This is a genomic window from Gilvimarinus sp. DA14, from assembly GCF_024204685.1.
GTDB lineage: Bacteria > Pseudomonadota > Gammaproteobacteria > Pseudomonadales > Cellvibrionaceae > Gilvimarinus.
Genome location: NZ_CP100350.1, coordinates 1262518 through 1275819, shown reverse-complemented (window position 1 = coordinate 1275819; position 13302 = coordinate 1262518). Strand labels below are relative to the sequence as shown.

Sequence of the window (13302 nt, the reverse complement as noted above, 5' to 3'; positions counted from 1 at the left end):
CATGACGTTGCAGTGGTACCCGGGGCACATGCACAAAGCGCAGAAAGAAATGCGCGAAGTTCTGCCCAAAGTAGATTTAGTGATAGAAGTGCTGGACGCGCGCATCCCTTTTAGTAGCGAAAACCCGCTGATTGCCAGCCTGCGCGGCGAAAAGCCGGTGGTGAAAGTACTGACTAAATCCGATTTGGCAGACCCTGACAATATCGCTTTGTGGCAGGCCTATCTGGATGAGCAAAAGCAAACCAAGACCATGGCCGTTAGTACGCAGGAGCCCGCCAAAATACATACCTTACCAGAGCTTTGCCGCAAGCTGGCGCCGGAGAAAACGCGCGGTTTAAAAAAGCTTAAAGCGATGATTCTGGGTATTCCCAATGTCGGTAAGTCCACCCTGATCAACACACTCGCAGGGCGAGCGGTGGCAAAAACCGGTAACGAACCGGCGGTCACCAAGCGCCAGCAAACCATTGATATTGACGAACACTTTGTGTTGCTCGACACCCCGGGTATTCTCTGGCCCAAACAAGAAGTGCGCAATTGCAGCTACCGCCTGGCGTTGACCGGTGCGATTAAAGACACCGCGCTCGACTATGTGGACGTTGCCTTTTTTGGTGCCGACTACATTCGCAAGAATTACCCCGAGGCATTGATTGAGCGCTACGGTTTAAAAGAGCTACCGGATTCAGAACTGGAAGTGCTTGAACTGATTGCCGCTCGGCGCGGTTGCCTGGGGGCAGGGGGGCGCGCCGACTTAAATAAAGTGTCGCAGTTATTCGTCAATGATTTTCGCAGTGGCAACCTCGGTCGCATCAGCCTGGAAACGCCAGATATAGTAGCCGCTGAAGTCAAAGAGGCAAAGGAACTTGCACAGCTCAAGGCGGAACAAAAAGAAAAAGACAAAGCGGCAAGGAGAAAGCGGCGGCGAAAAAATAGCTAACCTTAGCTTGTTCAGCTTTCATTCGGCAGAAGCGGCGAGTGTTTTTAACAGCCTCGCCGTTTATGTGAATTTCGTAAATTAATTGCTCGCCCTCAAGGGTATCTCCGGTGTCCAGTTTTTCCACTCGCTCTGTGGTGCATCGTGCAGGGTAAATACTTTTCCATCGCTTGCCGGTTCGCCGGGTAAATCCGGGGTGGCCAGGGCTATGCCGCCTGCGAGCAGTGATTGTACTGAGCCTGTGCGCAGGTTCGCGCCCGAGAGCCAGCCAAAGTCAAAGGCGATGCCTGTGGCATTCCAAAATACCGTGTTACTGCGCACCAACGGCGCATAGCTGGGATAGATATGCAGATAAATATTCACATGTTGAGCCTTGGGCGCCAGTTCAAAGCCTGTGACTTCACCCACGGGAATTTCACGGTAGAACACCGAACGGCCCTCTTTAATTGACGCCAATGAAGGCGCTTGCAAGGTGAGCGAGAGGCCATTTTCACTCAGGTAGTCGTCGGGAGGCGTTTCGCGGCCGTGGAACTCGTAGGTTAATTCGTCCCCTTGGCCAGGTTCGATAGCGATGTACTGGCCAAATACAATGGTGCCCAAATTGTTAATACCTTTGAGGCTGATATCCGGTTTAACACGCCAGAACTCGGTGCCCTGCACAATCAGCGACTGCGCCTCGGGCCGCAGGCGAATATAAGCGGTAATACCTGGCTCGGGATGGTTGAGGGTAATGTCTTCCACCTCGCCAATGGCAACGCCCAGATAGCGAAGCTCCGCGCCTTTTTTTAACCCATCACTGTCGGTAAAACTTACCTGAATAACTGGCCCTTTATCTTTGGCCTCGGCCAAAGAGGCGTGCAGGGCGAAGCGACTTTTGTTCTCCGCGGCGGGTGCATCCTTGGCAGACTCGGGTAAGTACAAGCCGATACCGCCACGCAAAATGCTGGACAGAGATTCGGTGTTGATGTTCACACCGCTCAAGTCGGCGCTGATGTTAACGCCGCTGTTTTGATAAAAACGTGCACTTTGAGTGATAAGCGGGGCGAATTTAGGGGGGATATGCACGTCCATGATCACTTTGCTTTGATCTTCGTTAAGACGATAGTCAACCACCTTGCCGATGCTGACATTGCGGTAGTACACCTCGCTTGAACGGGTAATGCCCTCGAGCCCCTCGGCGGTCAGCTCGAGGTAAAGTCCGTCTTTATCTTTGCGCGGCGCGGGTGGCTCTTGCAGGGCGATAAACTCACGCACCTGGGTGTCACCTTCGCTGGTAAATTCCATTTCCACATGGGAGCCGGTCAGCAGGGTAGACAGGCCGGAAATGCGTGACAGAGAAATAGTCGGGGTGGCGAGCCAAAATTCGGTGGTTTCATTCAGCAGTACATCGGCCAGCGGGTTAATGCTGGCTGTGGCGTTAACCGCTGAATAGTCGTCTTTCATATCCAGGGTTTTGAGCTTGCCTACGGTCAGGCCTTTGTAGCGAATTTCGGTGTGGTTCGCTTTTAATCCCTCGGCGGTATTAAATTGAATGTCTATTTCTATGCCTGTGTCCGCTTCGGTGTAGCTGGGGTAAATTTTAAACACCTGATTGTCCATGACCGGCTCGCCAGGTTCCGTGCCCTCTGGTTCGGCAAAGGACAGACCCCCCAAAATAATGGATGCCAGCGAATCGGTGTTAACGTTGATGCTGTTTAAATCCCCCGAAATAGAAACACCGCTGGTGTTCCAAAAGCGTGAGTTGCTGTTGAGTAAGTGGGCGTATTCGGCATCGATATGGGCTTTGAAAATAACGCTGCGGTTATCGTCGCTTAGCGCATAGTCCACCAACTCACCCACTTGCAGTTTGCGATAGTGAATGGGGGAGCCCGCATGCAGTGAGCCCAAATTGGGCGCCGAGAGACGGATTTCCAGATCGCCCGGAGTGAGCTCCGGCGGCGGCGCTTCTTCCAGGGCCTTAAACACATAGCGAGCGTTGGGGCTTTGCCCGGGGCGCATAGCGATGTAATTACCTGAAACCAGAGTGTCCAGACCTTGCACCCCGCCCAGCGAAAGCTCGGGCTTTACCAGCCAGAACTGGGTGTCCTCACGCAGGGCTGTTTCGGCCTGTTTACTCAGCTCGATTTGCGCGGCAACACTTTGTAAATCCGGGTGAACATCCAGCTCGGTAACCGTACCGATTTGAATGCCTTTATAGCGCACCTCGGTTTTTCCCGCGTCTACCCCTTCGCCGGTAGGAAATGTCACCACTATGCTTACACCGGCCTCGGTGAAGTGTTTGTAAGTAAGCCAGGCGCCCAGAATGACGGCAAATAGGGGCAATAGCCACACGGCCGAGACACCGCGCTTTTTGTCTACGCTGTGTAGGGGGATGGCATCGTCAAACTGCTCGTTGTCGTTAGTCATTCTTGTGTTTGTCCTGTAAATCCCAAATCAGGCGCGGATCAAAACTTTCGGCGGCCAATAGGGTGAGCACCACCACTGCGCCAAACGCTGTCGCGCCTATATTTGCTTCAATATTGGCGAGTTTGCCAAAGCTCACCAGAGTTACCAAAATGGCAATCACAAATAAGTCCAACATGGACCAGCGACCAATTAAGTCGATAAAGCGATACATTCGCGTGGCTTGCGAAGCGTTGATCGGTTTTGCCCGCTGCACTGTCAGCAGTAAAAAAATAATACCCACCAGTTTGAACACAGGCACCGCCACGCTGGCAATAAAAACGACAATGGCGATGGGAAGCATATCGTTTTTGGCCAGATCGATAACCCCGGCCATAATGGTGCTGGGAATGGTTTTATCAATCTGCACGACCGTCATAATCGGATAAAAATTTGCCGGTATAAAGGCCACCAAGGCGCTAATGGTAAAAGCCCAGGCCCGCGACAGGGCAAAGGGGTCACGCAGATGCACCGGATTATGACAGCGTGGGCACAATAGCGTGTGGCCACTACTTACCCGTGAAAGCTTGCCACAGGTATGGCACAGGGCAAGGTGCTTATCAATCGCGCGCATGCTGGCGCTCCGTTAAATCCCAGAATCGGTCGGTATTAAACTGGCCCATAGTGAGGCCCAGCAATACCAGCAAACACAAAAAGCAGATAAACCCCGTGGATATTTCAAAACTGCCCATGTCCACCAGTTTTACCATTGAGACAATCACCGCCAGCAGGTACACATCCAGCATGACCCAGGGTGCGATACGGTGATAGAGCTTTAGCCCCAAGTGTATCAGCGAGACTCGGGCGCCCAGAAACCAGGCGCTGCAGGTAGCAAATACCACCGCCAGTAAAAACACTGGTGCAACGGCCGTGCACAGCAGCACCAAGGCACCTACCCAGACAAAACCCATGTCCATCAGCCGCCAGGCGCCGCCCAGTAGGGTGTAGGTATTCGGGGCGCCCACCAGGCCAAAACTCATTTGCGGGTATACGTGCGTGGGTATTGCAATAATTAACCCCGCTAACGCCAGCGCCATAGGGATGCTGGGGTTAAGCGGCGCCGCGCCAGGCAGGGCTGAGCCGCAGCGTGGGCACTTTGGGCGTTTTTGCATCGCCGGCACCGTGACGAGCAGATCGCAGTCTTTGCAGGCGCAGGTTACCGCGTGGTTAGTGGGCGCTAGGTTTGCAGGAGTCATAAATCAGGGAGAGAGTGAATTCCTTTGTCGCTGCCAAGGTTAGTGAGGCCACGCTGGCCGCTCAAGGCCCGCAAAAACTATGTGGTTATACCACAAAAGACAAAGGCGTTGCTAAACGCTTAGGGCACATTTAGGTGCCCTGTACCCGTTCTAAGACACACCGTTAAGCAGTGCCACTAGGTTCAGCAAAGGTTCAGTCCGGCCAGTCTAGACTTGTGGTTCAGGTGTTAATAGGGGCGCTGCTATGAGAATGATAAATCTACTTTCAGCTACGGTTGGATTATTGCTGCTCGCAGGCTGTAATGAAGCCTATCACGACGATCCACCCCCTCCTCCACCGCCCCAGGCTTTGACCGATTTTGTGGTAATCGATAGCTACGGCGTAGACAGCGGCTATTCGCCCGACGCCCCGTTAGCGATTGATCCCTTTGTCAATGCCGGTGTATTTGAGGTGTTTTGGCAGGCGAGATTTTCGCGTTATTACAGCTTTTATTTAAGTGTTAGCGAAACCCCCTATATTGCCGATGCCGTCCCTGTGTACGAAACCGGGTGCGGGCCCGGCCAGCACTGTAACCTGGATGGCTATGCTTTGTGTCAATACAACCAGGATTTTACCCTGTTCTGCGAAAATGGCCCGGTGGTCGATATGCTAGAGGTGGTGTACGAAGTCCCGCAAAATGTCTATTTTTTTGCTGAAGTATGCGGTGCGCACGAGTGCAATTACCAGCGGCTTAAAGTGGGGCTGTATTAAGCCCCTGGCTTTGGTCATTTATGGCCATCGCCAGAGCTAGACCATGGCGGTGCTGTTTTCTTCTATGTGGACCGGTTTTGCCCCTTGTTGGGGCAAAAGCCTAACGCCCACCCGCGTTCAATTCGCCTAAAAACAGCTATCCTAAAATTTGTTGGAGTTTTTTGTACTTTGGCCGAAAGCTTGCTCACAAGCCCGTCTGATTCCGTTTTTAGGTTAGCCCATGTCTCTTAACAAAAAATTCGCATTTTGGTTGGTGTTATTGGTTTTGGTTCTCACTTTGGTCGCCATGGTAGCAATATGGATGCTGGAGTCTCGACAGATAAAGCAGGATGCCGATGCGCGCGCGCGCGAAATGAGCCGTCAAAGTTTACGCTTGCTAACCGTAACTGACTCGATAATGGCCGAGCGTGTAAAAAGCAGCATGAGCGTGTTGATTAAGCGCGGCCAGGCCATTGGGCAACCGGCTCTTGGCTTTCCGGTCTGGGTGGGCGAGCGAGAAGTGCCTCAGTTATATCTGGGCGAAATGGAGCAGAGCAATAACTACGAGTTGGTGGATGCACTGACCGCCGATATGGGCGGCACCGCTACTTTGTTTGTCCACGATGGCGAAAACTATGTGCGCGTCTCGACCAATGTGAAAAAAGAGGGGCAGCGGGCAACGGGCACCATACTCACCCCGGGCGGTGCCGCTTACCGCGCGATTGAAGCAGGGCGGGCGTTTTATGGCCAGGTCGATATTCTGGGCTCACCTTACTTAACAGGTTACGCTCCCATGATGGATTCCCAGGGGGATGTGATAGGCATTTGGTACGTGGGCTACTCCGCCGACTTGTCCGAGCTAGAAAACGAAGTGGCAAACGCGCGTATTTTAGAAGACGGCTTTGTCGCCATAGTGGATGATAAGAACCGGGTGCGTATGCATTCAGATAGTTACAGCTCGGGCGAGATTGATGCGGTACTCGCGAATTCCGAGGGCTGGAATATCATTCGCATGCCTTTTAACCCCTGGGGGTACAGTATCGTTGCGGCCTATTCAGATACCGAGGTAAGTCATCTTATCTGGCAGGTTATGGCAAAAGTGGCCGGGGTCGTTGTGTTTGCGGGTGTACTGGTGATCATACTGGTGATTTCACTGGCCAATTTTTTAGTGGCGCGCCCTATGGGGCAGTTGATCGCGGCCATACGCCGTATTACCCAGGGCGATGGTGACTTAACGGTGCGACTAAACAGCAGCAGCCGCGATGAGTTTGGCGAAGTGGCCGACGGGTTCGACGCGCTTATGGAGAAATTTCAGCACACCATCAGCGCGCTGGGGGGCTCGTCTGCGCAACTTTTAGAGTCAGCGCAATCCCTGTCGCAAGTGGCCGAAGAATCCAGCCAATCGGTAGAAGAGCAAACAGAAGGTATCGCTCGGGTTGCCGAGGCCATGGAGCAAATGGTGTTAGCCTCCCAAAACGTTGCACAAAGTGCCAGTACCGCCGACCAGCTGGCAAAAGACGCCAGCGTGCAGGCCGGTGCCGGGCAGAATACATTGCAAGAAACCATCGTGGTTATTGAGCAGTTGACCCATCGCACCCTTGAGTGCGCCGAAGCGGTGAACAATCTCAGCGAGCACAGTGTCGCGATTGCCGGGGTGCTGGATGTAATCCACGGCATTGCCGAGCAAACCAATTTGCTCGCGCTCAACGCCGCCATCGAGGCGGCCCGTGCCGGCGAGCACGGTCGCGGTTTTGCCGTGGTGTCGGATGAGGTGCGCATGCTGGCCAATCGCACGCAAAATTCCATTGTGGATATTCGCGAGCAGATTGAGCAGCTGCAAAGTGGCGCCCAGGCCGCCGCCAGCAAAATGGCACAAAACAAGGACTTAGCAACGGGCCTGTCGGAAAAAGCGATAGAGTCCGGCGAGTCCATCGGCGGCACCATGAGGGCAGTGATGGAAATTTCCGCTCTCAATACTGAAATCGCCGGTGCCTCAGAAGAGCAGAGCCAGGTTTCCGATGAGATCAATCAGAATATTGACGATGTGCGCCGCAATGCGCAGCTGACCTCAACCCAGGCTGATAAAACCCGTGGCGCCAGCGACTCATTAACGGCTTTGGCAAAACAATTACAGCGGCAGTTGGATGAGTATCGGATTTAAAAAAACAACCGAACAAGTTTAAGAGTTGCAATAAATTGGAGTTTAAATTTCCTGCTAGCCGAGCGGGCTTGTGCGTAGACCTGCTACAAAGAGAAAGGCGTAGAACGTTGCGAATATTTTTGGGGCGGCGTAAACAGCCCCGTTACGCACACAATCCATAACTAGAATATCCCGCTTCTGGTCTTAAATTTTTGTAAGTTAACCAAAGCCAAATATTCTGCTCAGGCCTGTTCTCTGGCTTGAATTTCTCCGTGCTCGACTTTCGCTTTATGCTTGAATAGTTTGTTTTCTGTTGCTGCTGGTAGTGCGATGGTGGAGGTTCGAGAATAGGTGTCACATCGAAGCTTTCCTCTGGCCGCAGTTAGCTTCGACGTGAACAGTTTTTTTACCTCAAGGGTGACCGTATAGCTGCTCGCCAATTTCCAAATCGTCCCCCAGATCTTCAAGTTCGAATATCTGCAGGCGGGTATAAGGCTGTTTAAAGTAGCGGTGCAGGGCGATCATCAGTTCGCCGTCAAAGCTGCGGAAGATGTTGCCATGACCTCGGTCCCCTGCAATCAGTGGCTCTTCGCGATGGGTCCAGTTGCCGCTCAGCTTGCCGTTGTCGGAATAGGCCAGCGAAGTGGTATAGGCTTTTTCTTTGTCTTTATTCCAGCTGGACCACAGCAGCATCAGTTCGCCGGTTTTACTGCGATAGGGCCAGGGACCATCGGTCACAACCGCGCGAATGTCTTTGCCCTCGTGGCGGCTGGTTTTCGCGGTCCATTCCACATCGCCGGCGTTAATCAGAGTAATGGGCTCGCCGATGCTTTCAGTCAGGTCATCGCTTAAGCGAATGGCTTTAATCAAACCATCACCGGCCTGAATCCATTCCTGGCAATAAATCATCCAGGGCTGGCCGTCTTCAATCCACAGGGTGCCGTCCAGCGCCATCTCGTCTGCTGGGGTTTGAGGTTTATTGGCAAAGCGCTTGAAGGGGCCACGCGGACTGTCACTGACCAGAATTTGCGATGCCCGCCGTACCAGCGGTGGCCGACCTTCTTCGGCCTCGCCGATGGTTTCGTCGTAGTTATGAAAGGTTGTGAACAGGTAGTACTTGCCTTCGTAGAAAGCGACCTCCGGTGCCCAGGGCGCGTGGTTGGTATTGGCCCAGGAATCTTCCTCAAAGTCATAGGCCAGCTCTGGTCCATGCCAATGCTCCAAGTCCTCACTCCAGAATACCTCGACCCCAGCCCGGCCATTGGGCGAGGCCAGGTTTTCCTGCGGGTGGCCGTAGTGGAAACTGTCGTACACGTAATATCGCTTACTGACCGGGTCTGCCAATACCGCCGGGTCGTGAATGTTAAGCGTGTCGACGTGATGAACCTCCTTCTCTGGCACCGCAGACGCTGGGGTGTTGGTGGGCAATTCGGCGGAGGTTCCCTGCTGTGCACTGGCAAACAGAAAGGGCGCGAAAAACAGAGCGCTAAGCTTGGGCATAGACATAGATAGATACCGTTTCTTTTTATCAAATACGCGCTGCTAATTGGCAGCTGGAGCAAGATTAACCCGCTGGTGTGAGTGGTTTCAAGAAAGTTGTGGGAGGTTGCTGGTTTATGGGGTTGATGGGTTTCTGTGCGATCGATCCGCATTAGTCGGCATGTGAGTGAAGGTTGATCGAGTAGTGGTGAGGTTTGCATTTCAGCTCTAGTGATTAAAGTAAAAATGCAGACTTAGTGTGTGTTTCAATTTGGGCTGCAAAGTGTTGGGGTGTTTTTTAACTCTTATATTTACGGGTGATTCAAAACGAAAAACTGTTGCTTGGAACGGAGTGTTTAATTGAGTTGTGGCAGAGGATTCCCGGGGCGGGTGAATCATAAAACACTAAGGTGTTTTATGACCCTTCGGGCTTCGCTGCGCTCGTTGCCCATTGCTTAGTCGCAATGGGTGAACCGGGGGCGGTTCTGCGCCCAGCCCCGTATCTACAATCGATACAAATTAAAAAGCCCCTGTAGGCTCGGCCTACAGGGGCTTTTTAATTTGTATGTGGTAGCTAGGGGCGGACTTGAACCGCCGACCCCAGCATTATGAGACCCTTGTGGCGCACCTTATAAAGCCACAAATACAATAAAATCAGGCCATTACGAACACAGTTGAACTCATTAATTCTTTGAAATCGTTTATTCTTGGTTCGATTTTGGTAATTATTTTCTATGGTTTATATCGCATTACGAAACTTTTTATAGATTATTTTTGGTTTTCTGAGGTGCTTTTTATTCTTAAAGGTTTTAAAAACTGTCTAAATACAACAAAAAACACCAAAATACGCAGGAATAACCCATTATGATGTGATTTTTTACTCGGAGATTACTATATCTAGTGCTTTTGGCTGGTTTTAAAATCCACGTCTCGTTGTTATCTTATGGACGTTGGTGATTCTGGAAGGCGAGGTTCTTGTCTAAGTCCCTTCTACCAAGTCCGAGTAGTAACTTGATAGAAGGGTAATCTCCTGCAAGAGATTAGAACCTGTAGTTTACTTTAGTGGTGAGCTATTTCAAGTCCGATAGAAGTTCAATTGTGACACCAACGTTACTTAAACTTTTATTTGAGGATATTCCTTATGAGTAAGTCTAAATCTCGCTCAATTGGACGTGACGCCCGTACTGGTCAGTTCATTCCTGTTTCTGAAGCTAAGCGGCGGCCAGCAACTACTGTCGTTGAACGCATCAAGAAACCTAAAAAATAGGAGTGACTAATCATGACAGTTAAACATTTGCCTACCAACGAAGTTCATTCTGGCACGAAAGGTGGAAAAACAGCTTGCGGTTTTGATACCAAAGAACATCCATCGCATTGGGTTAATTCTTCAGGTCCCATTACTTGTGACAAAAATGGATGTAAACGTTAGTATTTAGTTAAGGTTTTCCCCCAAGGGATTGGGGGCTCCTGTGAAAATATTATGGGCTAAGAAACCCTATTTTTATCACAATGTATTTGGTGAGTTTTCTTCTCCAAGATTCGATACTTATTTTCTTGAGATTGCGATATTATCTTTTACGGCGTGAAGTTCATGTAAGCCTGTTTTGTACTTTCGTTTTTTTTAATGTGTGGTCAGTGGCCATGCTCGTCAATAAGCGACTTTCTTTGACTTAACTCAGGTATAAGATTTGCGCACTCCTTGAAAACTTCTAGAGATACATCAAACATCCTTGATGACATAATTATAATTTTTTCCTGATTTCCTCCCTTTTCTGATTGATAATTTATTCCCGTTTCTTGAAGATTACCCCATGCGCATATTTTACCGTAGAAGTTATCTATTATAAGGTTTTTAAATTTTTCAATATTAATGTTTACGTTGTGGTACTTTAATATGCTGTCCTGCATGAATATTTCTTGCCACTTATCCAATAGTTTATCTTTATGCTTTTGTGCTGAAACTAGGTGAGTGATTATGTGATGATTTTTTGATTCTTCCTCTGCTGAGCTTTTAGCACTGTAGACTGAAATTGAAAGGTTGTGTGCTATTAGTGCTGCCTCTTTTAGATATTCCGCCATTTCATTCATGGCTTTAAGCTTGTCATTAATCGCTGCTGTTTCTCTTTGAGCTTTTATGTTGTTTTTGTGTGATGTTTCCAATTGATTTATGGCCATTTTCATGGCGATAAACCAACCAGCTATAGTTATTCCTGATGATATTAATATTTCTGCTGCTTTCCAGTTGTCTATGTTTATGTATAGTGAATTCCAGTGGTATATAGTCAAAAACATCAACGTGGATATCCCTAATCCTATGACTCCTAGTATTCCTCCTACAAAAAAATCGAACCTTTTCATTGCGTTTTTGTATCTCTTTCATTCATGCATCTAATTACAGATGGGTCGATGGATTTTTTCTCTCCCATGCACTCCTGAAGTGATTTTTTGTCTTGGGTGTAGCTATCCAGGGCACGGTAGGTTCCAACTCTGGTCGCCCATTCTTTTCCTTCGGGTGCGGGTTTATATGATGATTTTCTCTCTTTGCTTTCTTTCTTGCTCTGATGATTTTGTATGGTAAGTCGCTTAGGGATTGTTTGGTTTTTTGTAGCCCCTGAATTGCCCTTTTTCCGTAGATCAAAAATCTCGCGGTTGCGATCTTCGGCTATTAGCTTCAGGTGCTTATTCTCGTTTTTGAGTTCTGCTAGTTCGGCCTGTGTCTGTCTCAGTTGGTAATACAGCCCTGTGCACCCCAAAATGAGCAGTAACCCAAAGCTAGTGGCGAGAATCGTCCAAAGCTTTGAGGGTGGGTAGAGTTGTTCTTGATTTTCGGGTTCTAGCTTGTTGCTTGGTGTATTTCCCCATTCCATACTGCTAGTCCTTTGAGAGCTTCCTTCTTCCTTTATGTTATTTGATTTTGCTTTGTTCTATCCTTTCCCGAACTTCTGTTCTGAGTATCTTAATATCTTTGGGGGCCTCTATCCCTAATATTACCTGTTTGCCTTCAATACTCATGATTTTTAGTTTTACTGGTTCGCGGTCAATTTCAATAATTACTGATTCGCCTAATCTTCTGCTGAGTATCATCATTTTCAACTTCCTTGTATTAGTGTTTGCTTTCTCCGTTGGCTAACGGTTATTTATTATTATGCCCATCCAGCGTTGTGCTGCCCTGGCCGCTATGCTCCGGCCTTCCCTTGTGTTTTTAGCTCTTCTCGGGCTTTTTTTGTACCTGGGCTTATTTGACCTGCTTCGGGCATTTCATCGCCAAACGCTACCCATAGTCTGTACTCGGGCCACGCTTTACCGACTAGCTCTATTTCTTCGCTTTTAATCTTTCCACGGTCGTTCATCAGATTGTGCCACCTGGAATATTTCATTCCGGTTTTATCTGCTAGCTCTTCCCGCGAAAGTCCTTCCAGCTCGCATAGAGATTTAATTCTAAGAACTACATCTTCCATAGTGAATCAATATAAAAAATGACATGCAATATATTGCATGTAAAATAATACATGCGATAATGTGCATGTAGACCAATTAAACAAGTTTCATTGTGGCGCAACGTGGTTCAAAAGCCAAGCCAAATGAAAAAGCATAGAAGGGGATAGCAATGACGATTTTGAAAGGGTGTGTATTCAAAACCACTGACGGTTCGAACTGGGTAATTCGCTTTAATGCCGAGTCCTGCCGCTTCTCTGTAAAGCCCAATACAACCGCTGCTGTACCTGCCGTATTCGCCACGCACTCAAGCCCGTTTACCCACGTTTGCGCTACAGGAAATGCCAGCGTTTATGTAGGGTCGCTAACCCTGAATACCCCAGTCGATGAAGCCGTAAAAGTCGCTGACTACATCAATGACCACAAAGGGGCGGCCGCATGATCTCCCCGAATCAGCCCATTAATTTATCCGTGCTGCCGCCGGTTAGCTCTCAAGAGCAATTCGCCCAATGGCTTGGCACCACGCCAGACACTGTGCGCGGCTGGGTAGAAAACAGCACCATTCCCCACGTCAAGATCGGCCGCCAGCGCTTCATCAACATCACACGTCTGGTCGATCAAATCCGCGAGGGCAAAACCATATTCAGCCGCGGGGACTTTTCCGATGCTGATTAACATCACCATTGCCTCTATTTATTTTTCTGCTGGCTTTCTGACTGGCTGCATTTTTTGGGTGGTTAGAAATGGCCGCTAAAAATCATTACCTATCGATTTTAATTGTTGCTTGCAGTGCCCCCAGGGCACAAGGCCGCGTGAGCGGGGCCAGTGTGGGCGACAGTGACGCATTAGCGCTCACGTCTGCTGCGCAGATCGTCCACACGGTAAACCCAGCACCTGTGGCTAAAGCGAAGTTCTTACCCTTGGCAATCCGTGCCTGCTTGCCCCGTAT

General features: G+C 49.7%; 14 protein-coding genes. 6 read left to right on the top strand and 8 right to left on the bottom strand.

What is annotated here, in order from left to right; genetic code table 11:
• The first annotated feature begins 1 nt into the window (after position 1).
• Positions 2 to 934: a ribosome biogenesis GTPase YlqF gene (ylqF, locus tag NHM04_RS05710; protein ID WP_254266035.1), complete on the top strand. Its 933-nt coding sequence runs from the start codon at positions 2 to 4 to the stop codon at positions 932 to 934.
• A 78-nt stretch (positions 935 to 1012) separates the two neighbouring features.
• On the opposite strand, the gene NHM04_RS05705 is transcribed toward ylqF, so the two are convergent.
• The 3 genes from NHM04_RS05705 to NHM04_RS05695 are packed head-to-tail and all read right to left on the bottom strand — an operon-like array spanning position 1013 to position 4485.
• Positions 1013 to 3337, bottom strand: a complete 2325-nt coding sequence (locus NHM04_RS05705; protein WP_254266034.1) for a PqiB family protein — start codon at positions 3335 to 3337, stop codon at positions 1013 to 1015.
• On the bottom strand, positions 3330 to 3947 hold the full coding sequence (locus NHM04_RS05700) for a paraquat-inducible protein A (RefSeq protein WP_254266033.1): 618 nt from the start codon (positions 3945 to 3947) through the stop codon (positions 3330 to 3332). Before NHM04_RS05700 ends, NHM04_RS05705 begins: the two co-directional genes overlap by 8 nt.
• Entirely contained in the window at positions 3934 to 4485 is a 552-nt protein-coding gene (locus tag NHM04_RS05695) for a paraquat-inducible protein A (protein WP_254266032.1), read from the bottom strand. Before NHM04_RS05695 ends, NHM04_RS05700 begins: the two co-directional genes overlap by 14 nt.
• 328 nt (positions 4486 to 4813) lie before the next feature.
• Here NHM04_RS05695 and NHM04_RS05690 point away from each other — a divergent pair, with 328 nt between their 5' ends.
• Both NHM04_RS05690 and NHM04_RS05685 read left to right on the top strand, forming a co-directional pair.
• Positions 4814 to 5320: a hypothetical protein gene (locus NHM04_RS05690; protein WP_254266031.1), complete on the top strand. Its 507-nt coding sequence runs from the start codon at positions 4814 to 4816 to the stop codon at positions 5318 to 5320.
• Between the two features lie 220 nt (positions 5321 to 5540).
• Positions 5541 to 7460: a Cache 3/Cache 2 fusion domain-containing protein gene (locus NHM04_RS05685; protein ID WP_254266030.1), complete on the top strand. Its 1920-nt coding sequence runs from the start codon at positions 5541 to 5543 to the stop codon at positions 7458 to 7460.
• Positions 7461 to 7850: 390 nt separating this feature from the next.
• On the opposite strand, the gene NHM04_RS05680 is transcribed toward NHM04_RS05685, so the two are convergent.
• Positions 7851 to 8945: a glycoside hydrolase family 43 protein gene (locus NHM04_RS05680; protein WP_254266029.1), complete on the bottom strand. Its 1095-nt coding sequence runs from the start codon at positions 8943 to 8945 to the stop codon at positions 7851 to 7853.
• A 1114-nt stretch (positions 8946 to 10059) separates the two neighbouring features.
• Between NHM04_RS05680 and NHM04_RS17325 the strand changes: the two genes are divergently transcribed.
• Positions 10060 to 10185 (top strand): hypothetical protein, encoded by a 126-nt coding sequence (locus tag NHM04_RS17325; protein ID WP_256527293.1) that lies wholly within the window; start codon positions 10060 to 10062, stop codon positions 10183 to 10185.
• 365 nt (positions 10186 to 10550) lie between these two features.
• Here NHM04_RS17325 and NHM04_RS05675 read toward each other — a convergent pair whose 3' ends face one another.
• From NHM04_RS05675 to NHM04_RS05660, 4 genes are all read right to left on the bottom strand, one after another.
• Positions 10551 to 11276: a hypothetical protein gene (locus tag NHM04_RS05675; RefSeq protein WP_254266028.1), complete on the bottom strand. Its 726-nt coding sequence runs from the start codon at positions 11274 to 11276 to the stop codon at positions 10551 to 10553.
• Entirely contained in the window at positions 11273 to 11785 is a 513-nt protein-coding gene (locus tag NHM04_RS05670; RefSeq protein ID WP_254266027.1) for a hypothetical protein, read from the bottom strand. Before NHM04_RS05670 ends, NHM04_RS05675 begins: the two co-directional genes overlap by 4 nt.
• Before the next feature lie 37 nt (positions 11786 to 11822).
• On the bottom strand, positions 11823 to 12005 hold the full coding sequence (locus NHM04_RS05665) for a carbon storage regulator (protein WP_254266026.1): 183 nt from the start codon (positions 12003 to 12005) through the stop codon (positions 11823 to 11825).
• 89 nt (positions 12006 to 12094) lie between these two features.
• Positions 12095 to 12376, bottom strand: a complete 282-nt coding sequence (locus NHM04_RS05660) for a helix-turn-helix transcriptional regulator (protein WP_254266025.1) — start codon at positions 12374 to 12376, stop codon at positions 12095 to 12097.
• Between the two features lie 149 nt (positions 12377 to 12525).
• Between NHM04_RS05660 and NHM04_RS05655 the strand changes: the two genes are divergently transcribed.
• Together NHM04_RS05655 and NHM04_RS05650 are read left to right on the top strand one after the other, a co-directional pair.
• The gene (locus tag NHM04_RS05655; RefSeq protein ID WP_254266024.1) at positions 12526 to 12795 is read left to right on the top strand and encodes a hypothetical protein; all 270 of its coding nucleotides are present in this window, start codon (positions 12526 to 12528) and stop codon (positions 12793 to 12795) included.
• Positions 12792 to 13028 (top strand): helix-turn-helix domain-containing protein, encoded by a 237-nt coding sequence (locus NHM04_RS05650; protein WP_254266023.1) that lies wholly within the window; start codon positions 12792 to 12794, stop codon positions 13026 to 13028. The genes NHM04_RS05655 and NHM04_RS05650 overlap by 4 nt, the downstream gene beginning before the upstream one ends.
• Positions 13029 to 13302 lie beyond the last annotated feature (274 nt).

Excerpts from the sequence above, each read along its gene's own strand:
- ylqF (WP_254266035.1), top strand. The coding sequence starts at position 2 with ATGACGTTGCAGTGGTACCCGGGGCACATGCACAAAGCGCAGAAAGAA.
- NHM04_RS05705 (WP_254266034.1), bottom strand. The coding sequence starts at position 3,337 with ATGACTAACGACAACGAGCAGTTTGACGATGCCATCCCCCTACACAGC.
- NHM04_RS05700 (WP_254266033.1), bottom strand. The coding sequence starts at position 3,947 with ATGCGCGCGATTGATAAGCACCTTGCCCTGTGCCATACCTGTGGCAAG.
- NHM04_RS05695 (WP_254266032.1), bottom strand. The coding sequence starts at position 4,485 with ATGCAAAAACGCCCAAAGTGCCCACGCTGCGGCTCAGCCCTGCCTGGC.
- NHM04_RS05690 (WP_254266031.1), top strand. The coding sequence starts at position 4,814 with ATGAGAATGATAAATCTACTTTCAGCTACGGTTGGATTATTGCTGCTC.
- NHM04_RS05685 (WP_254266030.1), top strand. The coding sequence starts at position 5,541 with ATGTCTCTTAACAAAAAATTCGCATTTTGGTTGGTGTTATTGGTTTTG.
- NHM04_RS05680 (WP_254266029.1), bottom strand. The coding sequence starts at position 8,945 with ATGTCTATGCCCAAGCTTAGCGCTCTGTTTTTCGCGCCCTTTCTGTTT.
- NHM04_RS17325 (WP_256527293.1), top strand. The coding sequence starts at position 10,060 with ATGAGTAAGTCTAAATCTCGCTCAATTGGACGTGACGCCCGTACTGGT.
- NHM04_RS05675 (WP_254266028.1), bottom strand. The coding sequence starts at position 11,276 with ATGAAAAGGTTCGATTTTTTTGTAGGAGGAATACTAGGAGTCATAGGA.
- NHM04_RS05670 (WP_254266027.1), bottom strand. The coding sequence starts at position 11,785 with ATGGAATGGGGAAATACACCAAGCAACAAGCTAGAACCCGAAAATCAA.
- NHM04_RS05665 (WP_254266026.1), bottom strand. The coding sequence starts at position 12,005 with ATGATGATACTCAGCAGAAGATTAGGCGAATCAGTAATTATTGAAATT.
- NHM04_RS05660 (WP_254266025.1), bottom strand. The coding sequence starts at position 12,376 with ATGGAAGATGTAGTTCTTAGAATTAAATCTCTATGCGAGCTGGAAGGA.
- NHM04_RS05655 (WP_254266024.1), top strand. The coding sequence starts at position 12,526 with ATGACGATTTTGAAAGGGTGTGTATTCAAAACCACTGACGGTTCGAAC.
- NHM04_RS05650 (WP_254266023.1), top strand. The coding sequence starts at position 12,792 with ATGATCTCCCCGAATCAGCCCATTAATTTATCCGTGCTGCCGCCGGTT.